The following is a 22,914-nucleotide window of genomic DNA, read 5'->3' on the forward strand; positions in this document are numbered from 1 at the left end:
CCCGTTAGTTCCACAGCGACAGCGGACTCATCATCCACGCACCAAGTACCACCACCCACACCAAAGTGACCGGAATGAACACTTTCCAACCCAAACGCATGATCTGGTCATAACGATAACGAGGGAAAGTAGCACGGAACCACAGGAAGCAGAACAACACCAAAGCCGCTTTTAACAGCAACCAGTGAATACCTGCAGCACCCAATACCGGAATCGAAGCAGGGAATGGAGATAACCAACCACCCAAGAACATTAAGGCAGTCAAAGCAGCGATCAGAATCATGTTGGCGTATTCAGCCAAGAAGAAGATCGCGAAAGCCATACCGGAATATTCAACGTGGAAACCAGCCACAATCTCAGATTCACCTTCGGCCACGTCAAATGGTGCACGGTTGGTTTCAGCCACACCCGAGATCAGATAAACCACAAACATCGGGAACAGTGGCAACCAGTTCCAAGACAGGATGGAACCACCGGCTAAGCCACCCGCTTGTTGGTTCACAATCTCAACCAAGTTTAAGCTGCCCGATACCATCAATACGCCGACCAAGGCAAAACCCATCGCAATTTCATACGACACGATTTGCGCTGCAGAACGCATGGCGCCCAAGAAGGAGTATTTCGAGTTTGCAGCCCAACCTGCCACGATCACGCCATACACCCCCATCGAGGTAATCGCCATGATGTAGAGCAGCGAGGCATCGATATTGGCTAACACCAAGTTTGGGGTGAAAGGCATCACCGCCCATGCCGCCAGCGCAGGCAAAATCGATAACACTGGCGCCAAGATGAACAAGAATTTGCTCGACTTGGTAGGCAGAATGATTTCTTTGGTCAACAGCTTTAACGCATCAGCGATAGGCTGTAACAAACCCTTTGGACCAACACGGTTTGGACCAATACGAATTTGCATGTAACCAATGACTTTACGTTCTGCCAAAGTCAGATAGGCAACACAGCCCAGCAACGGCAAAACGATGGCCACAATCTTCAACAATGTCCAGGCAGCGAGGCCAAGATCATTTCCTAACAACGCTTGGAGGAACTCCATTATTTACCCCGCACAATGTCAATTCGGCCAAACATCGCACCCAAACTGGCTGTCAATGGATGAGCAGTTGGAACACGAGCCACACCGGATGGCAAAGTCGCATCTTCGCCAACGGTCAAACTCACCTCAGCCTCACCTTGACGCACAGTCACAGTTTGGCCAGCTTGCAATTGTTGTTCGCGCAGGGTGTCTGGATGTAAACCCAAGATTGGCGCACGCGCATCGGCAGTCTGTTGCAGGCTTGTTGCACGACGGCACAACGCATCAGCTTGATAGATAGGCACTTCGCCAAGGCGTTGTAGCCCTTCCGCTGCAACCGCAGTGCTCACCGCTGCCGCATCGGTTTTCAGCGTGTTATCCAAGCCGGTTACACGATCAGCATTGAGCTGTTTTGCAAACTCAGCACGAATTTCTTCAACAGAAGAGAAATCGAAGCCATTAGCCTGCGCTAAGTTACCCAACACACGCAGCACTTTCCATGCTGGACGGGTTTCACCTAATGGTTTCACCACACCATTAAAACTTTGCAGACGGCCTTCCATATTGATGAAGCTACCGGCTGTTTCCGTAAACGGTGCAATCGGCAACAGCACATCAGCACACGCTAACAATTCTGGTGAGCGGAAAGCGGTCAGTGCAGCCACCATCTTGGCTTGACCTAACGTGGCTTTTGCCAGTTGAGGATTATGGGCGTCAAAGTCAGGCTCAGTATTGAGCAACACGTAAGCAGCTTGAGGTTGTGCCAGCATTTGCGCGGCATTCAATCCACCTTGATCAGGACGGAAGAACACTTCAGCACCCACGCTATTGGCTGCCTCACCGAACAGACCAAAACGAGCACCAGTTAAGCGGGACAGTTCTTGAGCCAACAACAACAACTCGCTAAAAGCTGGGTGATGTTGTGCCAAATTACCGAGCACAATCGCGCCGGTTTCCGCTTCAGACAAAGAAGCCGCAATACGACGTGCTTCATCACTGATTGACACCGCATCTAACGACAACTGACAGGATTCTTGTTTCAGTTCAGCTGCAGCGGCCACGACTTGTGCCAAGGCGTTCACCAGTGCTGCTGGTGCGACCACCAATTTGGCATGAGTGTCAGTGCGTAAATCATCATCAGCCAAGGCCAACAAATTCAGTTGGGTACCTTTTTTGACTGATTGACGTAAACGTGCAGCGATTAAAGGCTGTTCTTTGCGCAGCGTTGAACCGATCACCAAAACAGATTTAGCTGCCGCTAATTCAACAACATCGCCACCCAACCACAACGCACCATTTTGCAAGGCATCAGCGCGGAAATCAGCGCGACGAGTACGGTAGTCGGTGTTTTTCACCCCTAAAGCACGCGCCAATTTCTTGAGGGCAAATAATTCTTCTGTGGTGGAATGTGGAGAAGCCAAGAAGGCAACGCGATCAGCACCATCACGGGCAATGATGTCTTTCAAACCATGAGAGACATAGTCAAGCGCAGCAGCCCAGTCGGTTTCAATCCAGCGGCCATCTTGTTTGACCATCGGCTTGGTCAGACGCAAATCGCTGTTTAATGCCTCATAAGAGAAACGATCGCGGTCAGCCAACCAGCATTCATTGATGCTTTCGTTTTCCAGTGGCAAAGCACGATAAACACGATTGTGTTTGACCTGCAGCACCATATTGCTACCCAAACCATCATGTGGGCTGACCGATTTACGGCGCGACAGCTCCCAAGTACGGGCAGAATAACGGAAAGGCTTCGAGGTCAATGCACCCACAGGGCACAAGTCAATCACGTTACCTGAAATCTCAGAGTCAACTGTCTTCCCTAAGAAAGGCAGGATTTCTGAGAATTCGCCACGATGTGCCATACCAATTTCTTGGAAGCCACCGATTTCCTCGGTAAAACGCACACAGCGGGTACAGTGAATGCAACGCGCCATTTCTTCAGCAGAAACCAGTGGTCCCATATTTTTTTCTGGAACCGACCGTTTTTCCTCTTGATAGCGCGAATCACCACCACCATAACCAACAGCGAGGTCTTGTAATTGACACTCGCCCCCTTGGTCACAAATTGGACAGTCTAAAGGATGATTAATGAGCAAGAACTCCATCACCCCTTTCTGTGCTTTCACCGCCAGATCGGAATGGGTAAATACCTTCATTCCATCCGTAACCGGTGTTGCACAGGCGGGTAATGGTTTTGGCGCTTTCTCAACCTCAACCAAACACATACGGCAGTTCGCCGCGATAGACAGTTTTTTGTGATAGCAAAAATGCGGAATATAGGTCCCGACCTGATGAGCAGCATCCATGATTGTGGAGCCGTCCGGCACAGTCAGCTTTTTGCCGTCGATTTCAATTTCCAATGCCATAGCGATATGCTACCTCTACTCACCGGTCGAGCCGGTTAACACCATTTGTGGTTGACCAGACACTTCTTATGTTCGATGTGATACTCGAACTCATTGCGGAAGTGTTTCGTAAAGCTACGGACAGGGAAGACCGCAGCATCAGCCAAGGCGCAGATGGTACGTCCGGCCATGTTATTGCCTACCGATGTTAATAAATCTAAATCTTCAGGACGACCTAAACCATGTTCGATACGATGGATCACACGGTATAACCAACCGGTACCCTCACGACATGGTGTACATTGACCACAGGATTCTTCGTGATAAAAGTAAGCTAGACGCTCCAGCGCTTTCACCATACAGATATCTTCATTCATCACGATCACGGCACCAGAACCCAACATCGAACCTGCTTTAGCGATGCTGTCATAGTCCATGGTGACATCCATCATGATGTCACCGGGCAAAACAGGGGCTGAAGATCCACCAGGAATCACTGCTTTCAGTTTCTTGCCATCGCGCATACCACCACACATCTCAAGCAAGGTTGAGAATGGCGTGCCAAGCGGGATTTCATAGTTACCTGGACGATTAACATGACCCGATACCGAGAACAATTTAGTGCCACCGTTGTTTGGCTTACCTTGTTCTAAGAAACGAGTACCACCGTCACGAATAATGAAAGGCACCGAAGCAAACGACTCGGTGTTGTTAATCGTGGTGGGCTTACCGTACAAGCCGAAAGAAGCAGGGAAAGGTGGTTTGAAGCGAGGTTGGCCTTTTTTGCCTTCCAACGATTCTAACAAGGCGGTTTCTTCACCGCAGATATAAGCACCATAACCGTGGTGAGCATAGAGCTCGAAATTAAAGCCCGAACCACAGATATTTTGTCCCAATAAACCGGCTTGGCGCGCTTCTTCGAGGGCTTCTTCGAAACGTTCGTACATTTCAAAGATTTCACCATGGATGTAGTTATAACCACAGCGAGAACCCATGGCATAGCCCGCAATGATCATGCCTTCAATCAGAGAGTGCGGGTTATAACGCAGAATATCGCGGTCTTTGAATGTCCCTGGTTCGCCTTCGTCGGTATTACACACGACATATTTTTCGCCAGGGAAACTGCGAGGCATGAAAGACCACTTCAAACCTGTTGGGAAGCCAGCACCACCCCGACCACGCAAACCAGAGCCTTTTACTTCAGCAATGACTTCGTCTTGGGGAATCTTGTTTTCCAGGATTTTTTTCAGTGCCTGATAGCCACCACGCTTGAGGTAGGCATCCAAATGCCAACAACCAGCATCGCTGGTGTCAACACCTTCAAAGATCACGCCCGAAGCATAAATCGCCATTTATTTCAGCTCCGCGAGTTTTTTATCGATGGCTTCACGAGACATGAAGCTGCACATGGTGTGGTTGTTCACCAACAAAACCGGCGCATCACCACAAGCGCCCATACATTCACCTTCACAGAGAGTGAATTTTCCGTCGGACGTGGTCTCACCAAAATCAATCCCTAATTTCTGCTTAAGGTATTCAGCGGCATCATAGCCACCAGATAAAGCACAGGGTAGATTGGTACAGACTGTGATCTTATGTTTCCCAACAGGGGAAAGATCGTACATGTTGTAGAACGTCGCAACCTCGTACGCCGCCACAGGAGAAATACCAATGTAGTTAGCAACAAATTCGATTGTTTCTGTTGCCAACCAACCTTTTTCTGTTTGAGCAATACGCAAGGCACCCATCACCGCCGAGCGGCGTTGGTCAGCAGGATACTTTGCCAGTTCGCGATCGATTTTTTCGATAGATTCTTGGGACAACATCAGCGGTCAATCTCCCCGAACACAATATCCTGAGTACCAATAATGGCCACCACGTCAGCCAACATGTGACCTTTTGCCATTTCATCCATAGCAGCCAAATGGGCATAACCAGGTGCACGAATCTTCAGGCGATAGGGTTTGTTTGCCCCATCCGAGACCAAGTAGATACCAAACTCACCTTTTGGATGTTCTACGGCAGAGTAAGCCTCGCCCTCGGGGACATGCATCCCTTCGGTGAACAGTTTGAAGTGGTGAATCAGCTCTTCCATGTTGGACTTCATGTCCACACGTTTTGGCGGTGCCACTTTATGATTGTCAGTGATGACAGGGCCTTGGTTGGCACGCAGCCATTGTATACATTGTTTGATGATGCGGTTGGACTGACGCATTTCTTCAATACGCACCAAATAACGATCGTAACAATCGCCATTCACACCAACAGGAATATCAAAGTCCATACGGTCGTAGACTTCGTAAGGCTGCTTTTTACGCAAGTCCCATGCGATACCCGAACCACGCACCATTGGGCCAGAAAAGCCTAATGCCAACGCACGTTCAGGCGTCACCACACCGATACCGACGGTACGCTGTTTCCAAATCCGGTTGTCAGTCAACAGAGTTTCGTATTCATCGACACAGGTTGGGAAGCGATTGGTGAAATCTTCAATAAAATCGAGCAGCGAACCTTGGCGGTTTTCGTTTAACTTCGCCAGTTCACGTGCATTTTTGATTTTTGAGAATTCGTACTGCGGCATCGAATCGGGCAAATCACGATACACACCACCAGGACGATAGTACGCCGCGTGCATCCGCGCACCAGATACTGCTTCGTAGCAGTCCATCAGGTCTTCACGTTCACGGAAGGCATACAGGAACACTGTCATGGCACCAATATCTAGTGCATGAGCGCCGATCCACATTAAGTGGTTCAGAATCCGTGTGATTTCATCGAACATCACACGAATGTATTGCGCACGCAACGGCACATCGATACCGAGCAGCTTTTCAATCGCCATACAGTAGGCATGTTCATTACACATCATCGACACGTAGTCGAGACGGTCCATGTACGGTACGGATTGAATGAAGGTTTTATATTCGGCCAGTTTTTCTGTGCCGCGATGCAACAGCCCAATGTGGGGGTCAGCACGGACGATGACTTCACCGTCCATCTCCAACACCAAACGCAACACGCCGTGAGCAGCAGGGTGCTGAGGGCCAAAGTTAAGGGTGAAATTACGAATCTCAGCCACCGTAGTTCTCCTCGCGAAGGATGCGCGGGGTAATTTCGCGCGGCTCGATTGTGACTGGCTGGTAAATCACACGCCCTTGAACTGGGTCGTAGCGCATTTCAACGTGACCAGACAGCGGGAAATCTTTACGGAATGGATGACCAACAAAACCATAGTCAGTCAAGATACGACGTAAGTCAGGATGACCTTCGAAAACGATACCATAGAGGTCGAACGCTTCGCGTTCAAACCAGTTCACCCCTGGCCATACATTGACTAATGATGGCACTACAGGGAAATCGTCATCTTCAGCAAAGAAACGTACGCGTAGACGGATGTTGTTTTTTACCGACAGCAGATGGCAGACAACAGCGAAGCGTAAGCCGTCGTATTGTCCGTCTTTATACGCACTGTAGTCGACACCACACAGATCAATACACTCTTCAAAGCCGAATTGATCGCGTAAGGTCGTACAGGACTGTGCCGCATTAGCTGCACGCAAGACAATAGTGAGCTCACCACGGTCTAATACAGCCAGTTTTAGTTCACCACCCAAAGTTGCCTCAAGTGAGGTTTTGAGTGCTTCCAGTTTGGATGCCATAGTCTCAGTCCTCAACGGGCAATGGTATAGGTTCGTTTAATCTTGTTTTGCAGCTGGATAATGCCATACAACAGCGCTTCTGCAGTTGGAGGACAGCCAGGCACATAGACGTCCACAGGGACCACGCGATCACAGCCACGCACCACAGAATAAGAGTAGTGATAGTAACCACCGCCGTTAGCACAGGAACCCATCGAGATCACCCAACGTGGTTCAGCCATCTGGTCGTACACCTTACGCAGCGCAGGCGCCATCTTATTACACAGCGTACCCGCCACAATCATCAGGTCAGATTGGCGCGGACTGGGGCGAAACACAATACCAAAACGGTCGAGGTCATAACGCGAAGCACCCGCTTGCATCATTTCCACCGCGCAACAGGCCAAGCCAAAGGTCATTGGCCACAGAGAACCGGTACGGGTCCAGTTAATGACTTTATCAGCCGTTGTGGTGACAAAGCCCTTTTCCAAAACGCCTTCTATTCCCATTCCAGCGCTCCCTTTTTCCACTCATAGACAAAGCCGACCACGAGAATTGCAAGAAACACAACCATGGCGCCGAAACCAAACATACCGATTTCTTTCAGAACGACTGCCCACGGGAAAAGGAAAGCAATTTCGAGGTCAAACAGGATAAACAAGATGGCCACGAGGTAGTAGCGCACGTCGAACTTCATACGTGCATCTTCAAACGCCTCAAAACCACACTCATATGGAGAAAGTTTTTCGGGATCTGGCCGATTGGGAGAAATAAGTCGCCCTAACAGAATCGGAACCACACCAACTAACAGGCCAACGATCACAAAAAGAAGGATCGGAAAATAATTCGATAGCATTTCCCGTTTCACCCCAAAAAAAAGAGGCAAACGCCTCTTTTTGTTTGAAAAACAAGCTAAAAACTTGTTTCTGTAAATGGTGCCGACAGTGAGACTCGAACTCACACAGCCTACGGCCACTACCCCCTCAAGATAGCGTGTCTACCAATTCCACCATGTCGGCGTTTCAGAACATCAGTCTGGGATGACCCCAGTTTTTGGTGCAGGAACAGAGCCTGTACCGGATTCTACTGGCGGCACATTGGACATCACGCCCAGTGCTTGAGTAGATTGGTTGGACATCATCACCAAACCGAGACAGCTGGAGAAAAACACAACTGCACACAGCGCTGTCATACGACTTAAGAAGTTTGCGGAACCAGAAGACCCAAAGAGACTACCAGCCGAACCTGCCCCAGATCCGAAAGCTGCTCCTGCGTCTGCGCCTTTACCATGCTGCATTAGCACCAGCACGATCACTGCGATAGCAGAAACAATATTAAGAATCCAAATCAGTGTTTTGATGATTTCCATATTTTATCTTTTTTCCGACGCTTGGCAAATCTTTTTAAACTGGCCAAGATCTAGAGATGCGCCACCAACTAATACACCATCGACCTGAGGTAAAGCCAAGATGGCTTCTGCATTGTCAGCTTTAACGCTCCCCCCGTAAAGGACGCGCATAGTAGCACAAGCCGGCAAAGAATGCAGCAGCTTTTTTTGCAGCTGTGTATGCATTTCTTCCACGTCGGCCAAGCTGGCGACTTTTCCTGTCCCAATCGCCCACACGGGTTCATACGCCACCACCACCTGCGGCAGTTCTTTTAATAGTGGCATCACTTCATCCAGCTGTTGCTCAACCGTTTGCCAAGCCAGCCCAGCTTCACGTTGTGCAAATGACTCACCCACACAAAAGATCGGTAATAAATGGTGTTGCGCCAGTGCCTTCAATTTTTTTGATAACACCTGTTGGCCTTCAGCGAAATATTGGCGGCGCTCAGAATGCCCGACCAAGACGGCACGACAGCCCACATCCGCCAACATCCGCGCCGACACTTCCCCTGTAAAAGCCCCGTCTTCAGCAAAGGAACTGACATCTTGTGCAGCAATCTGCCAGCCAGCTTGCTGCTGTTGCCACTCGTTTGCCAATAAAAGATAAGGCGTAGGCAAGGCAATCATAATATGAGACTGATTGCAGGCCGAATCTTGGGATAGCACTGACAAAGCAGCGCGCACTTGCGTTACGCTGCCATGCATTTTCCAGTTAGCAATCACCAACTTACCCGCAGAAAAAGGGGAGGACATAGCGACCCTTTCCAAAAAAAGAGCGCGGATTATACCTGTGGCCTTGATGTTGCACAGCTGTTGTTGTCGATTTCGCGCTAACATCCGATGTTTACAGGATTTAGCGGAAAACCGAAGTCAGCAAATGATGGCTAAAATCTGCCAACAAAATAGGCGCAATTTTCCAACGCGCACGGCTTTTCTTGCATAAACACAAAACAAAGCTGTTTCAAACTTTGCTTAGCAAGGGGCTTTCCGTATAATCCGCGCTGAATTTTAATTGTCATTACTTACTGGCGAGGCAGCTAAATGGGTAGCGAAAATAAAGCGGTGCCGTCTGGTGGTGCGATCACCATCATCCTAGGCACAATCGTGATTCTGGTAGCGGGGGTCTGGTTGTTAGCAAAACTGGCCACCAGCGGTTTTTCTATTGACGCTAGTGTGATGTCGAAAGAGGCAATCGCTTCGCGCATTAAACCGGTTGGCGAATCAAAAGCCAGCGAAGGTGGTGCACCGGGCAGTCGGACTGGTGAAGGGGTTTACAAAGCGATTTGTGCCTCCTGTCACAATGACGGTTTGGCAGGTGCACCAAAATTTGCTGACACCGGCGCATGGAGTGCACGTTTGGCACAGGGTTACGACACCTTAGTCAAACATGCAATCGAAGGGATTCGTGGCATGCCAGCTAAAGGCGGTGCAACCGATCTGACCAATGAAGAAGTTGCTCGTGCAGTGGCCTACATGGGCAATGCAGCTGGGGCAAAATTTACTGAACCTGCGGTTGCAGGTGCAGAAGGCGGTGGCGCAGCAGCGGCTATCGATCCTAATGTCAAAGGTAAAGAAATTTACGCTTCGGTTTGTATGGCTTGCCATGACACAGGCGCAGCAGGTGCACCTAAGTTTGGTGACAAAGCAGCTTGGGCACCCCGTGTATCAAAAGGCTTAGATGCCTTGGTGGCTTCTGGTATCAAAGGTTTGAATGCAATGCCAGCTAAAGGCGGTTATTCGGGCAGTGACGAAGAATTCCGCGCAGCGGTGGAGTACATGGTGAATGCATCGAAGTAAGCATTTGCTTGAGACAAAAAACGGCCTTGTTCTCACAGGGCCGTTTTTTATTGCCACCAGCACACGCTAGGGCTTATTTTTGTTTGCCAACATGGCACGCAAATTGGCTAAACGGGCTTGTCCCTCGCTGCGGCTTACCACGGCAGGTTTATCACTTTTTTGACCAACACAGCGCAAATCGTCACTGTCAATTTCAGCAATAAAACGCGAAGGCTCACAGAACAGCCACTCGCCACCACGCCGTCGTTTTAAGCAGTGCATTAGCGTTAAACTTCGCTGGGCACGGGTAATACCGACATACATTAAGCGGCGCTCCTCCTCGACAGTTCCCTGATCAATCGATTCATTGTGCGGCAAAATCCCCTCTTCGCAGCCGATCAAGAACACATGCGGGTATTCCAACCCTTTGGCAGCATGTAGCGTTGACAGTTGCACAGCATCTTGCTGTTTATCTTTCTCTCGCCCTTCTAATAGCGTCATCAATGCAATGGTCTGAGCCAGTTCAACCAGATTTTTGCCATCCTCTTCGCCTTTCTTACCGATCCAAGTCACAAACTCTTGGACGTTTTTCCACTTGGTTTCCGCAGTGCGTGTTTCTTCACTATCGAATAACCACGCCTCAAACCCAATGGTCAGCAACAACTCTTGCAGCAATGCGCCAGCAGGTTCTCGTTGCACTCGGTATTGCATTCGGTTGATAAATTGGCAAAAGGTCTCCAGCGCCTGTTGTTGTGCAGTGGCTAAAGTTTGTTGAAAACCCACCTCACAGGCAGCAGCAAATAAGGAAACATGGCGTTGTGCGGCATACTCACCCAACTTGGCTAGGCTGGTGTTGCCAACACCACATTTAGGTGTGGTGATGGCACGGATAAAAGCCGGATCGTCATCTTCATTGGCTAACAATCGCAGATAGGCCAAGACATCTTTGATTTCGCTACGTTCAAAGAAAGATTGTCCTCCAGAAATCAAATAAGGAATGCGATGTTGGCGGAAAGCTTGTTCGATTAAACGCGCTTGGTGATTACCACGGTACAACACGGCATAATCGGCGAACGTGGTTCGATGTTCGAATTTATGTGCCAATAGACGTTGCGCCACACTTTCTGCCTCGTGCTCATCATCCTTGCACGACACCACAGTAATCGGATCACCCAAGCCAAATTCACTCCATAAGCTTTTCTGGAATAACTTCGGATTGTTAGCAATCACGCTGTTAGCCGCACGCAGAATTCGCGCTGTCGAGCGATAGTTTTGTTCTAGTTTAATCACCCGCAGGCGAGGAAAATCTTGTTGCAACAAACTGAGATTTTCCATATTGGCGCCGCGCCAGCCGTAAATAGACTGATCATCGTCCCCGACGGCGGTGAACATGGCACGGTCTCCAGCCAACAGCTTTAACAAAAGATATTGGCAGCTATTAGTATCTTGATACTCATCAACCAACAAATAACGGAGCTTGGCCTGCCAACGCGCTAATGCCTCGGGATATTGCTGTAACAGATGGACGGGAAGGCGGATTAAATCATCGAAATCAACCGCCTGATAGGCAAATAAAGTGTCTTGGTAATCAAGATACAGTTTGGCCGCTACGCGGCTAAATTCATCCTGCGCCAGCAATAGCGCAGCTTCGGGGGTGATAAGGTCATTTTTCCAACGCGAAATTTGGCTTTGCAGGCGGCGAATCTCGGCTTTATCTGTCGAGGCCAAACGGTCAGCCAAAATTTTGGCGGCATCAGCCGCATCTAAAATAGAAAACTGCGGTTTATAGCCTAATAACCGCGCTTCTTGCCGCATGATATGTAAACCAAGCGAGTGAAAAGTCGAGACGGTGAGACCACGCAGTAATGCAGGTTCGAGCAATTTTCCCACCCGCTCGAGCATTTCACGGGCTGCTTTATTGGTAAAAGTAATGGCGGCAATATGCTGTGCACTCATGCCGGCTTCTTGTATCAAATAAGCAATTTTTTGCGTAATGACCCGTGTTTTGCCACTGCCTGCACCGGCAAGAACCAAAAGCGGCCCGTCAAGATGACGAATCGCGGCACGCTGTTGTGGATTAAGCATGGTAAAGAAACAATTTATTCAGAAAAGCTTGGCATTCTATCAATCCACAGACGGTAAGATGATGTTTCTCGCTAATCGCAACTGAATAGAGTCAACACTATGGCAACGTATGCAATTGGAGATATCCAAGGCTGTTATACCCCGTTGATGGATTTATTGCGCACCATCGACTTTTCCCCCTCACGCGATCACCTGTGGCTAGTCGGTGATTTAGTCAACCGTGGCCCCGATTCCATTCACGTTTTACGCTGGGCATTTAAACATCAAGACAGCATTAGCTTGGTGTTGGGCAACCACGATTTACATCTATTAGCTGTCGCAGAGGGCTTCGGCAAACTCAGCAGTGGTGATACGCTGTGGGATATTTTGAATGCTGCCGATGGCAAAATATTGCTTGATTGGCTGCGGATGCAACCGTTGATGTTGGCTGGTGAAGGCTATGCCTTAGTGCATGCCGGACTCTTGCCCGAATGGAGTATCAACAAAGCCTTACGGCTAGCGGAAGAAGTCGAAAATGAGTTAAGTGGCCCGAACTATCGCCAATTTCTCTCCCGTCTGTATGGCAATAAACCCACTCGCTGGAGTGATGATTTACGCGGCATCGATCGCTTGCGGATGATTGTGAATGTGATGACACGGATGCGCTTATTGACCCGTGACGGCGAACTCGACCTCAGTTTTAAAGGCGAATTACCCGATGCACCAGCACATTTGATCCCGTGGTTTGAAGCACCACAGCGCCGGTGGGCAGACACACCGGTCATCTGTGGACACTGGTCAGCGTTAGGGCTGCATCTGAGCGACAGTATCTTAGCCATCGATACCGGTTGTTTATGGGGCGGTAGCCTTACCGCCCTGCGTCTTGCCGACCGTCAGGTATTCCAACTACCGTGTCAGGCGTTTCGCAAGATAGGTTAAGCGCACGGCGCACCGCCCGCTCTGCGCTTTGCGCCAGCGTAAAGCGGGTGTGGCCTACACCACAAATCGGTTCGCTAAAGCGAATTTCGATACACAAACCTTCTGCGGCAATCATCCGCCGCACCGACTGTAAAAAGGTGACTTCGCCGACATAGGCCGCTTCAGGTACCAACGTGCCATCACGACGGCAATAACGTAGCCCAACGGGTTGCACCGTGCTGCCTGCCTGAACCGCCGAGTCAAACAGCGAAGCCTTAAACGGCAATACCGAGGTGCCATCCGAGGTAGTTCCCTCGGGAAACACCGCCATACAATCGCCCTCGCGCAGTGAAGACGCCAAAATTTCATTCACCCGCAGCGCATCACGGCGATTAGAGCGATCGATAAACAAAGTCCCTGCCCGCGCCACCAACATCCCAATCACCGGCCATTGCCGAATTTCTCTTTTGGCAACAAAGCGCGAGACGGTGACGCTATTGAGAGCAAAAATATCCAGCCATGAAACATGGTTGGCAATCAGAAACGTATTTGCTGGATATAAGCCCGGCGGTTGACCGGTCAATTTCACTTCAATACCCATAATGGTCAACAGTTGGGCAGACCATTGCTGGCTGACCGCTGCCCGTTGCGCCATGTCCCATGCCGGAAAACGAAAACTGACCGTCGCCAAGCCACGACCTAGATGGGCTAAAAGTTTTAACCATCGGTGTGCCCGTACGGGAAAACCGGCTTGAGGTAAAGCAGTCAAGGTTGCGCTCATCGTCTTTGTTCTCGCAAATCAGTGCTGACACATTGGGCAAAAGAATGTGCCGCGTTGTCCTAGGCGCACCATCTCTATCGGGGTGTGGCAGCGGTGACAGGGCAGACCAGTACGGCCATAAACGGTGTAATTTTGTTGGAAATACCCCGGTTTTCCGACAGCATCGACAAAATCACGCAAAGTGCTGCCACCGGCGGCAATGGCGCGTTGCAATACCTGTTGCACCGTGTCTACGAGGTGACGACATTCGGCCAAAGTTAAAGTGTTAGCAGCGCGTTGTGGATGAATACCGGCCAAAAACAAGGCTTCATTCGCATAAATATTGCCTACCCCAACGACCACATGGTTATCCATCAAGCACAGTTTAATCGCGCTCCGACGTGAGGACAGGGCTTGTTGTAAACCCTCGGCGGTAAAGTCGGGAGAGAGAGGCTCGGGGCCAAGCTGTTGCAATAAGGGATGAACTTCTGCTGGCCCTGGTTGCCATACAATAGCACCAAAACGACGTGGGTCATGGTAACGCAAGAGCTGATCGCCAAAATCAAAATCGACATGATCATGCTTGGCGGCTGGGGTATCAGGATCGACCAAACGCAGACTGCCCGACATCCCAAGATGAATCAGCAACACGCCATGACCAAAATCGAACAACAGATATTTAGCGCGTCGTGTGATGTGCTGTAAGGTCAAGCCCGACAGTTTCTGTGCTAACTGAGGGTCAATCGGCCACCGCAGTCGTGGTTGTCTCACCACCACATTGTGCACAATATGTTGTTCAAGGTGGGGGGCAAGCCCCCGTTTAACGGTTTCAACTTCTGGTAATTCCGGCATGGCACGATCCGCTTTATCAGGCTGGGACGTGGTATTCTAAGCGAAACTATCGGCTGACTTGGCCCTCTTCAGATTGAATTTTCCCGACATGAATGTTCTAGCCACTACTGCACTTCTCTCAGCCCTTTTGCTCAGCGCTTGTGCCAACACCGATCCAACGCCGGTTAAAGTCACGCCCACTCAACGTCCCGAGGAAAGCGCAGCCCCCAATCGTGAGCTCAGCGCAGGTTTACTGTACGGCATCTTGGTGAGTGAATTAGCCGTGCAACGTGGTGGTGCACTGGCGGCAGCCCCCGCCTATCTGGAGCTCGCCAAAGAAACTTCTGACCCCCGTTTAGCAAGACGTGCCGCCGAATTAGCCTTAAGCAGTGGCAATCTCAATGTGGCCGATGAAGCACTGGCGTTGTGGGAACAACAAATGCCAGACTCCCTGTTGGCTAAACAACAGCGCGTGATGGTGTTGTGGCGTGAGGGGCGCATTGCCGAAGCAGAACAACGCATGGCAACACAGTTGCAAGGCGCGGATATCAGCCGTGCCGCCAGTCTATTTATGCATGTCACCCCTTTATTGCCACGGCAGGCCGACCCACAAGCTGCTGCTGCGGCGATTGAACGCTTAAGTCAACAATTCCCTCGGCTACCCGAGGCCCATTTCGCCCAAGCAGTTGCCGCAGCGACCTTGAAAGATGAAGCAGCTGTTGAGCGTAGTCTTGACACGCTGGCAGAACTCGCACCACGCTGGGATTTGCCAGTGTTATGGCGACTCGATGCCGTGCGCAAACAAAGCCCCGACCTCGCATTGGCCTTTTTAGAAAAAGAACTCAAGCGACGGCCGCGTGCTGGCGCCGAATTACAATTAGCCCACCCACGCCTGTTAGTGGGTTTGCGGCAATATGAAGCGGCCCGCGAAGGCTTTGCTACGGTATTAAAACAGTTCCCCCATCACCCTGACGCTCGTTATGCGCTGGGTATTCTGGCTTTCCAGCTCAAACAATATGATGAAGCAGACCAACATTTACGAGCCGCCCTCGAAGCTGGCTATGTTGATGGACCATTCGTTCGGCTCACGCTGGGGCAATTAGCAGAAGAACGTAAACAGCTCGAAGAAGCCAAAACGTGGTATCAAGCGATTGGTAAGGGGCGCCATTACAACCAAGCACAAGCACGGTTGGCAGCGATTGAAGTCAAAGAAGGCAAGCTAGAAGCAGCACTCGCCCGCATCGAGGGTTTAGAAAACGATGTGGCTGATCCAATCGAATTGCTGTTATTGCAATCCCAACTCGCCCGCGAGGCCGGCGCCAATGCCAAAGCCTATCAATTACTTAGTCGAGGCATTAAGCAATTCCCTGCTGCCGCGACCTTATATTATGAACGAGCCTTACTCGCTGACCGTCTAAACCGCAGTCATGATGCCGAACGCGACCTCCGCCGTTTTTTACGGATGAAACCCAATGATGTCCAAGGGATGAATGCCTTGGGATACACCTTGGCCAATCGCGGACAACGACTGCCTGAAGCGCGCCGTTTAATCGAAGCCGCCTTGCAACAACAACCCACCAATCCGATGATTCTCGATAGCATGGGTTGGGTATTGTTCCGCCAAGGGAAATTAAAAGACGCCTTGTCTTATCTCGAACAAGCTTACGAGCAAATGAAAGATGCTGAAATCGCCGCCCACCTCGGCGAGGTTTTGTGGCGTTTAGGGCAACGCGATGCTGCGCGGCAAATTTGGGAAGAAGCCAAACAACGCGACCCAGAACATAAAGTGTTACAAGAGACCTTACGGCGACTGAAACCATGATGCGATCACGTCAGGGATGGGCCGCCATCATGATGGCGTTGAGCGTAACGGCCTGTAGTCAATTACAGCCGCCTACGCCACATAACACGACAGGGCAATTCGTCCTCCCCAAGCAGTTTTCCCTCGCAGGGCGGATTGGTGTCAAGCTGGAAAACAAAGGGCACTACGGCAATTTCGATTGGCAACACGACAGTGGCAGTGATCAACTGGACATCTTGTCGCCTCTTGGCCAAACCGTTGCTCGATTGTCCGCCGATCAAAATGGCGTCCGTTTACAACAAGGTGAACGGATATACGAAGCCGCCTCTGCGGAAGAACTAACCCAAAAAACACTGGGTTGGGGTTTACCGCTAGACAATTTGCGCTTTTGGATTCACGGCCAACCAGCACCCCACACCGCTTATCAAGCCACCGCCAGCGGTTTTCGCCAGCAAGGTTGGTTAATCGAAAGCGAACCACAAGGCAGCGTCCATCCCCAGCGCATCATCTTGCAACGCCCACAACTCGATATTCGTTTTGCTATTCACCGTTGGAATTAATTGCAACTATGGCTTTCCCTTGGTTACAAACACCCCCTACCGACCCCAAGTTTTATGGATTTCCCGCACCGGCTAAATTAAACCTGATGTTGAAAATCGTTGGGCGGCGTGATGATGGCTATCACTTATTAGAAACCGTATTCCGTTTTATTGACTATGGCGACACTATCTGGCTGGCGCCGGATGACAGCGGCCACATTGTGTTGGAGACCCCTTTGCCGCATGTCGCGCCTGACCATGACCTCACGGTACGTGCAGCCCGCGCTTTACAACAAGCCACCGCCTGCCAAGCTGGGGTTCGCATCCGGATTGATAAACGATTGCCGATGGGCGGTGGATTAGGCGGCGGTAGTTCTGATGCTGCCACCACTTTAATGGCGCTCAATCAGCTGTGGGGCTTGGGATTATCACGGCAAGCTCTACAAAATATTGCGGTAACACTCGGTGCAGATGTGCCAGTTTTTATATTTGGTGAAGCCGCTTTTGCTAGCGGAATTGGTGAAGAATTAACCACTTGCACAGTCCCACACGCGTGGTATGTCGTGTTACATCCCGCTGTTGAAGTCGCCACTGCAAAAATTTTTGCATCAGAGGGGTTGACACGTAATTCGCCTAGGAGCATAATGCGTGCTCTCGAAACAACGCAACGACAGAACACTCTGCAAAACGTTGTTTTTGAGATGTTTCCTGAGGTAAAAAACTGTTACGACAGCATATCTCGCTACGGAAATGCAATGATGACCGGATCGGGCGCTTGTATTTTCTTAGAGTGTGAATCTCAAAAGGAAGCAGAACAGGTTTACTGTTCTTTGGCAGACGAATACCAAGGCTTCATCGCCGAGGGGTTGATAGAACATCCGTTCTACAGTCTGTCAAGGTAAAAGTTACTGGGGAGTCGCCAAGTGGTAAGGCACCGGATTTTGATTCCGGCATTCGTAGGTTCGATCCCTACCTCCCCAGCCAGTTTCTCTTAATGTTTAAAATCAAAAGCAAATCAAGCGCGTGTAAGATGATTTTTCACTTACACGCTTTTTATTTGCGCGGGATTGCGACATGGCTGCTTACGATAGCTTGATGGTCTTCACCGGAACCGCCAATCCGGAACTCGCTCAAAGTGTGGTAAAACACCTCGATATTTCCTTGGGACGCGCCGATGTGGGGCGTTTCAGCGATGGTGAAGTCGCCATTGAATTGCTGGAAAACGCACGCGGACGCGACGTTTTCGTACTGCAGTCCACCTGTGCCCCGACAAACGACAATCTGATGGAAATTCTGACCATGGTTGATGCGCTACGCCGCGCTTCCGCTGGTCGGATTACCGCTGCCATTCCTTATTTTGGCTATGCGCGTCAAGATCGTCGCCCACGCTCTGCTCGTGTTCCTATTTCGGCCAAACTGGTTGCGAATATGTTGACATCAGCGGGAGTGAACCGTGTGCTGACGGTGGACTTACACGCAGACCAAATTCAAGGTTTCTTCGATATCCCAGTGGATAACGTTTACGCTACCCCAGTGTTGCTACGCGACATTCAAGCGCAAAACTTCCAAAACCTCACCGTAGTCAGCCCAGACATTGGTGGTGTGTTGCGCGCACGCGCTACCGCTAAACCACTGAATGCGGATTTGGCCATTATTGATAAGCGTCGTCCTAAAGCCAATGTGGCCGAGGTGATGAACATCATCGGTGATGTAGAAGGCCGCACTTGTTTGATCGTCGATGATATGATCGACACCGCCAACACGCTGTGCAAAGCGGCGAATGCACTGAAAGAAAAAGGTGCTGCCCGCGTTGTGGCCTATGCCACACACCCTGTGTTTTCGGGTCAAGCGGTTGATCGCATTGCGCATTCAGCTATGGACGAAGTGGTTGTGACTGATACCATTCCATTGTCGGCAGAAGCCCGTGCTTGCTCAAAAATCCGTGTGGTCACAATCGCCGGTCTGATGGGGGAAACGCTGCGCCGTATCAATAACGAAGAATCGGTCAGCTACCTCTTCATGGAATAATTTTTCACCCGCTGTTTTTGCAGCGGGTTTTTACCGTCTGCTGGTCGCGGCAGACTGCTTTTTTGGAGCTTAACTCATGACTATCGAAATCATCGCCCAAGCACGTACCGAACAGGGAACGGGTGCGAGCCGCCGCCTGCGTCGTGCCGGTAAATTGCCTGCAGTGGTCTACGGCGTGAAAGACGCTGTGTCGATCACTCTCGATCACAACACCATTTTCTACGCACTGAAAGATGAAGCTTTCCACGGTGCTGTGTTGAACTTGGTTATCGACGGCCAGGCAGAGCCAGTGTTGTTGCGTGATGCGCAAATGCACCCCTTCAAACCACAAGTGTTGCACGTTGACTTCCAACGCGTGGATGCTAATACCCCTATCTCGGCTAAAGTGAGCCTGCACTTCGTTGGCGCAGAAAACTCCCCAGCGGTGAAACTGAACGCATCGGTGATCTCTCACGTGCAAAACGAAGTGACCGTCCGCGCTCTGCCAGGCAACTTGCCAGCCTTTATCGAGGTTGACTTGTCTGAGCTGAAAGGTGGTCAGTCGATTCACTTGTCCGAATTGAAACTGCCAGAAGGCGTGGAATTGGTTGAAGTGTTGCGTGGCCATGATGGTGTGGTGGCTCAAGCTTCCGCAGGCAAACGCGCTGCTGGCTAATTTCAGCACCTGTTTTGCTAACGGCCTGTCATCACGACAGGCCGTTTTTCTTTTCACTGTGGCTGCGAGTGAATCAAGATGTCAAACCCAGAAATTCAATTGATTGTCGGCTTAGGCAACCCAGGGGCCGAGTATGCTGCAACCCGCCACAACGCGGGGGTATGGCTATTGGAAAAATTTGCCCAACAACATGGCACAGCCTTACGAACAGAAGCCAAGTTTTTCAGCTTATACGCGAAAGCAGGTGGCTATCATCTGTTATTCCCACAAACCTATATGAACGCTTCCGGACGTGCGGTAGCGGCGGCTTGCCAGTTTTATAAAATCCCACCAGAAGCCGTATTGGTCATTCATGATGAGCTGGATTTAGCCCCCGGTGTTGCTCGCTTCAAACAAGGTGGGGGTCATGGCGGACATAACGGGCTGAAAGATATTCAAGCAGCGCTTGATAGTGCGGCATTTTGGCGTTTGCGGTTGGGCATAGGCCATCCGGGAGATCGTAAACTGGTCGTGCAGTGGGTTCTCAAACCGCCACGGCAAGAAGAACAAACGCTGATTGATATTGCGATTGGCCAAGCGTTAGACGTGTTACCCCAAGCCCTCAAAGGCCAGATGAATCAGGCTATGCAGCAATTACACCGCCAAAACTAAAAAAATGCCCGTACCGAAGTACGGGCAGCAATGGAGAAAAAACGAGGAGAAGTCTCAACAACGATTAAGCAAAAGCTATACCACCTTACGCCTGCCACACAAAACGGGCACGCTTCACATTACACAACAGCTCATAAGAAATTGTTCCAGCAGCAGCGGCAATTTCATTGATATTGATATGCTCACCCCACAGCTCAACCGCGCTACCAACTTGGGCTTGCGGCACTGGGGTTAAATCAATCGTCAACATATCCATCGACACCCGACCGATAATACGGCTACGTTGTCCCGCCACCCAAACCGGCGTTCCCGTTGATACTACGCGAGGATAACCGTCGGCATAACCACAAGCGACCACCCCAACACGGGTTGGGGCATCGGTAACAAAACGCGCCCCATAGCCAATCGGCTCCCCTGCCGGCAAATCACGCACGGCAATCACTTCACTCCGCAATGACATCACCGGTTGTAGCGCAGCAGTGTTTTCCAAAGTTTGTTCAAACGGGTTGCTGCCATACAACATAATGCCGGGACGAGCCCAATCACCATGTGCGGCAGGTACCCCCAACACCGCTGCTGAATTACACGCGCTGCGCTCGGCAGGTAATTGCGCACAGATGGCTTGAAACCGCGCCAGTTGCTCGGCACTTGCCGACGAGTCAGGTTCATCGGCGCGGGCGAAGTGGGTCATTAACACCACTTTTTTTACCTGTGGCAACGCGGTCAACTGATGGTACTTCTCGGCATAATCGGCAGGAAAAAACCCAACTCGGTTCATGCCAGAGTTCATTTTTAACCACACCGTAAAACGATAGTCAGTGTGATAAGCGGCTAACCACTGATATTGCAGCTCGTGATGCACCACCAGCCATAAATCATGGACACTCACCAATGGCAGTTCATCAGGACTAAAAATGCCTTCTAGTAACAAAATCGGGGCGGTAATGCCGGCCTGACGTAGTTGTAGCGCTTCTTCAATACAGGCTACGGCAAAACCATCTGCCTCATCAGACAAGGCTTGTGCACACGGCACCGCACCATGACCATAAGCATTGGCTTTCACCACCGCCAAGGCTCGCCCACCATGCAGTTGGCGAGCCAAACGGTAGTTATGGCGCAAGGCCGATAAATTGATATGGGCAACTAAAGGACGTGCCATGATCGATTGACCTTCAAAAAATGCTTAGGATAAAGCAGTCTGTGGTTGCTTGCCCATGCCGGCGGCACCGTGTTGACTGTAACGCGCCATCGATAAGCCCTCAATTTGAATATCAGGACGGCGACCGGTCACCAAATCTGCCAGCACACGACCAGAGCCTGCCGACATCGTCCATCCCAGCGTGCCATGACCGGTATTTAACGACAAATTAGCCAGTGGTGTGGCACCAATAATCGGTGTGCCATCGGGGGTCATTGGCCGTAATCCTGTCCAGAACACCGATTGCGACACATCGCCACCTTGAGGGAAGAGATCGGTCACTACCATTTCTAAGGTTTCACGACGACGAGGGTTCAAACTGAGATCAAAGCCAGCAATTTCTGCCATGCCACCTACGCGAATACGCTGGTCAAAACGGGTAATGGCAATTTTGTAGGTCTCATCCATCACCGTAGAAACCGGCGCTGCGCTACTGTCGGTCACGGGCAAGGTTAAGGAATAGCCTTTTAATGGATAAACTGGGATATCGATACCCAGCGATTTCAAGAAATCGGTCGAATAGCTGCCAAACGCCACCACATAATGATCGGCTTCAAACACCTCACCCGAGGCCAATTCAGCACCGCGAATTTTTTTACCGTCACTCAACATTCGTTTTACCGAGGTATTCCAGCGGAACTTCACCCCGAGTTTTTCGGCTAATTTCGCCAGCTCGGTGGTAAACAATTGGCAATCGCCGGTTTCATCATTCGGCAGTTGTAATGCACCTAATAACTTGTCATTGACCCGCGCTAACGCTGGTTCAATCATCGGAATTTCTTGCTGTTTCACCACGCGGAATGGTACGCCGCATTCTTGCAAGACGGCGATGTCTTTTTGCATGGCGTCAAGCTGGGCTTGGGTACGGAATACTTGCAAGGTACCTAATTGCCGACCTTCGTAAGCAATACCAGTTTCAGCCCGCAACGCCTTAATACAATCGCGGCTATATTCCGCCAACCGCATCATGCGGCCTTTGTTGACGGCATAGGATTTGGCATTGCAGTTCATCAGCATTTGCCACATCCATTTCAGTTGGCCTAAAGAGCCATCAGGACGAATTGCCAGCGGTGCATGACGTTGAAACAGCCATTTCATTGCTTTTAAGGGAATACCAGGCGCCGCCCACGGTGCTGAATAGCCGGGGGAAATTTGTCCCGCGTTAGCAAAACTGGTTTCCAAAGCAGGGCCGGATTGACGCTCAATTACGGTCACTTCACAGCCGGCTTTTGCCAAGTAATACGCACTGGAAATACCCACCACACCACCACCGAGCACTAGCACTTTCAT

The 22,914-nt window shown here is 50.5% G+C and carries 23 protein-coding genes and 2 tRNA genes; 9 read left to right on the plus strand and 16 right to left on the minus strand.

The window, feature by feature from the left end; all coding sequences use genetic code 11:
• Positions 1 to 4 precede the first annotated feature (4 nt).
• The 11 genes from nuoH to tpiA all read right to left on the minus strand — a co-directional run bounded on the left by nuoH (position 5) and on the right by tpiA (position 9,156).
• Positions 5 to 1,051 carry an NADH-quinone oxidoreductase subunit NuoH gene (gene nuoH, locus G465_RS0101035; protein ID WP_022652621.1) on the minus strand — a complete coding sequence of 349 codons (1,047 nt, stop codon included), beginning with the start codon at positions 1,049 to 1,051 and terminating at the stop codon, positions 5 to 7.
• Complete coding sequence (gene nuoG, locus G465_RS0101040; RefSeq protein WP_022652622.1) at positions 1,051 to 3,399, minus strand: NADH-quinone oxidoreductase subunit NuoG; 2,349 nt, start codon at positions 3,397 to 3,399, stop codon at positions 1,051 to 1,053. The genes nuoH and nuoG overlap by 1 nt, the downstream gene beginning before the upstream one ends.
• A 35-nt stretch (positions 3,400 to 3,434) precedes the next feature.
• A complete protein-coding gene (gene nuoF, locus G465_RS0101045; RefSeq protein WP_022652623.1) occupies positions 3,435 to 4,730 on the minus strand; it encodes an NADH-quinone oxidoreductase subunit NuoF in 1,296 nt (431 codons plus the stop codon).
• Entirely contained in the window at positions 4,731 to 5,204 is a 474-nt protein-coding gene (gene nuoE, locus G465_RS0101050) for an NADH-quinone oxidoreductase subunit NuoE (protein ID WP_022652624.1), read from the minus strand.
• The gene (locus G465_RS0101055; protein WP_022652625.1) at positions 5,204 to 6,457 is read right to left on the minus strand and encodes an NADH-quinone oxidoreductase subunit D; all 1,254 of its coding nucleotides are present in this window, start codon (positions 6,455 to 6,457) and stop codon (positions 5,204 to 5,206) included. Before G465_RS0101055 ends, nuoE begins: the two co-directional genes overlap by 1 nt.
• Entirely contained in the window at positions 6,450 to 7,037 is a 588-nt protein-coding gene (locus tag G465_RS0101060) for an NADH-quinone oxidoreductase subunit C (RefSeq protein WP_022652626.1), read from the minus strand. Before G465_RS0101060 ends, G465_RS0101055 begins: the two co-directional genes overlap by 8 nt.
• Positions 7,038 to 7,048: 11 nt before the next feature.
• Positions 7,049 to 7,525 (minus strand): NuoB/complex I 20 kDa subunit family protein, encoded by a 477-nt coding sequence (locus G465_RS0101065; protein ID WP_022652627.1) that lies wholly within the window; start codon positions 7,523 to 7,525, stop codon positions 7,049 to 7,051.
• A complete protein-coding gene (locus G465_RS0101070) occupies positions 7,516 to 7,872 on the minus strand; it encodes an NADH-quinone oxidoreductase subunit A (protein ID WP_022652628.1) in 357 nt (118 codons plus the stop codon). The genes G465_RS0101065 and G465_RS0101070 overlap by 10 nt, the downstream gene beginning before the upstream one ends.
• Before the next feature lie 77 nt (positions 7,873 to 7,949).
• Positions 7,950 to 8,035: transfer RNA gene (locus G465_RS0101075), tRNA-Leu, on the minus strand.
• 11 nt (positions 8,036 to 8,046) lie between these two features.
• On the minus strand, positions 8,047 to 8,385 hold the full coding sequence (gene secG, locus G465_RS12985) for a preprotein translocase subunit SecG (RefSeq protein WP_022652629.1): 339 nt from the start codon (positions 8,383 to 8,385) through the stop codon (positions 8,047 to 8,049).
• A 3-nt stretch (positions 8,386 to 8,388) separates the two neighbouring features.
• Complete coding sequence (tpiA, locus tag G465_RS0101085) at positions 8,389 to 9,156, minus strand: triose-phosphate isomerase (protein ID WP_022652630.1); 768 nt, start codon at positions 9,154 to 9,156, stop codon at positions 8,389 to 8,391.
• Between the two features lie 288 nt (positions 9,157 to 9,444).
• Here tpiA and G465_RS0101090 point away from each other — a divergent pair, with 288 nt between their 5' ends.
• Positions 9,445 to 10,200 (plus strand): c-type cytochrome, encoded by a 756-nt coding sequence (locus G465_RS0101090; RefSeq protein WP_022652631.1) that lies wholly within the window; start codon positions 9,445 to 9,447, stop codon positions 10,198 to 10,200.
• Positions 10,201 to 10,266: 66 nt separating this feature from the next.
• On the opposite strand, the gene G465_RS0101095 is transcribed toward G465_RS0101090, so the two are convergent.
• Positions 10,267 to 12,264 (minus strand): UvrD-helicase domain-containing protein, encoded by a 1,998-nt coding sequence (locus tag G465_RS0101095; RefSeq protein WP_022652632.1) that lies wholly within the window; start codon positions 12,262 to 12,264, stop codon positions 10,267 to 10,269.
• 99 nt (positions 12,265 to 12,363) lie between these two features.
• Here G465_RS0101095 and G465_RS0101100 point away from each other — a divergent pair, with 99 nt between their 5' ends.
• Complete coding sequence (locus G465_RS0101100) at positions 12,364 to 13,182, plus strand: symmetrical bis(5'-nucleosyl)-tetraphosphatase (protein ID WP_022652633.1); 819 nt, start codon at positions 12,364 to 12,366, stop codon at positions 13,180 to 13,182.
• Here the strand turns inward: G465_RS0101100 and G465_RS12990 are convergent.
• Together G465_RS12990 and mutM are read right to left on the minus strand one after the other, a co-directional pair.
• On the minus strand, positions 13,112 to 13,942 hold the full coding sequence (locus G465_RS12990) for a lysophospholipid acyltransferase family protein (RefSeq protein WP_022652634.1): 831 nt from the start codon (positions 13,940 to 13,942) through the stop codon (positions 13,112 to 13,114). The genes G465_RS0101100 and G465_RS12990 overlap by 71 nt on opposite strands.
• Before the next feature lie 18 nt (positions 13,943 to 13,960).
• Positions 13,961 to 14,773, minus strand: coding sequence for a bifunctional DNA-formamidopyrimidine glycosylase/DNA-(apurinic or apyrimidinic site) lyase (mutM, locus tag G465_RS0101110; RefSeq protein ID WP_022652635.1), 813 nt, complete (start codon positions 14,771 to 14,773; stop codon positions 13,961 to 13,963).
• Positions 14,774 to 14,861: 88 nt separating this feature from the next.
• On the opposite strand from mutM, the gene G465_RS12995 reads away from it, so the two are divergent.
• The 7 genes from G465_RS12995 to pth all read left to right on the plus strand — a co-directional run bounded on the left by G465_RS12995 (position 14,862) and on the right by pth (position 20,426).
• Entirely contained in the window at positions 14,862 to 16,574 is a 1,713-nt protein-coding gene (locus G465_RS12995; protein ID WP_022652636.1) for a tetratricopeptide repeat protein, read from the plus strand.
• On the plus strand, positions 16,571 to 17,113 hold the full coding sequence (lolB, locus tag G465_RS13000; protein WP_081642657.1) for a lipoprotein insertase outer membrane protein LolB: 543 nt from the start codon (positions 16,571 to 16,573) through the stop codon (positions 17,111 to 17,113). The genes G465_RS12995 and lolB overlap by 4 nt, the downstream gene beginning before the upstream one ends.
• Before the next feature lie 8 nt (positions 17,114 to 17,121).
• Entirely contained in the window at positions 17,122 to 17,994 is an 873-nt protein-coding gene (gene ispE / locus G465_RS0101125) for a 4-(cytidine 5'-diphospho)-2-C-methyl-D-erythritol kinase (protein WP_022652638.1), read from the plus strand.
• Between the two features lie 7 nt (positions 17,995 to 18,001).
• Positions 18,002 to 18,076: transfer RNA gene (locus tag G465_RS0101130), tRNA-Gln, on the plus strand.
• Between the two features lie 90 nt (positions 18,077 to 18,166).
• On the plus strand, positions 18,167 to 19,120 hold the full coding sequence (locus G465_RS0101135) for a ribose-phosphate pyrophosphokinase (protein ID WP_022652639.1): 954 nt from the start codon (positions 18,167 to 18,169) through the stop codon (positions 19,118 to 19,120).
• Between the two features lie 76 nt (positions 19,121 to 19,196).
• Positions 19,197 to 19,775, plus strand: a complete 579-nt coding sequence (locus G465_RS0101140; protein WP_022652640.1) for a 50S ribosomal protein L25/general stress protein Ctc — start codon at positions 19,197 to 19,199, stop codon at positions 19,773 to 19,775.
• Between the two features lie 78 nt (positions 19,776 to 19,853).
• The gene (gene pth, locus G465_RS0101145; RefSeq protein WP_022652641.1) at positions 19,854 to 20,426 is read left to right on the plus strand and encodes an aminoacyl-tRNA hydrolase; all 573 of its coding nucleotides are present in this window, start codon (positions 19,854 to 19,856) and stop codon (positions 20,424 to 20,426) included.
• A gap of 85 nt (positions 20,427 to 20,511) precedes the next feature.
• Here the strand turns inward: pth and alr are convergent, their stop codons facing one another.
• Together alr and G465_RS13005 are read right to left on the minus strand one after the other, a co-directional pair.
• Positions 20,512 to 21,585, minus strand: a complete 1,074-nt coding sequence (gene alr, locus G465_RS0101150; protein WP_022652642.1) for an alanine racemase — start codon at positions 21,583 to 21,585, stop codon at positions 20,512 to 20,514.
• A 24-nt stretch (positions 21,586 to 21,609) separates the two neighbouring features.
• Entirely contained in the window at positions 21,610 to 22,914 is a 1,305-nt protein-coding gene (locus G465_RS13005) for a D-amino acid dehydrogenase (RefSeq protein ID WP_022652643.1), read from the minus strand.

Origin of the sequence: Aquaspirillum serpens DSM 68 (genome assembly GCF_000420525.1) — a bacterium.
Lineage (GTDB): Bacteria > Pseudomonadota > Gammaproteobacteria > Burkholderiales > Aquaspirillaceae > Aquaspirillum > Aquaspirillum serpens.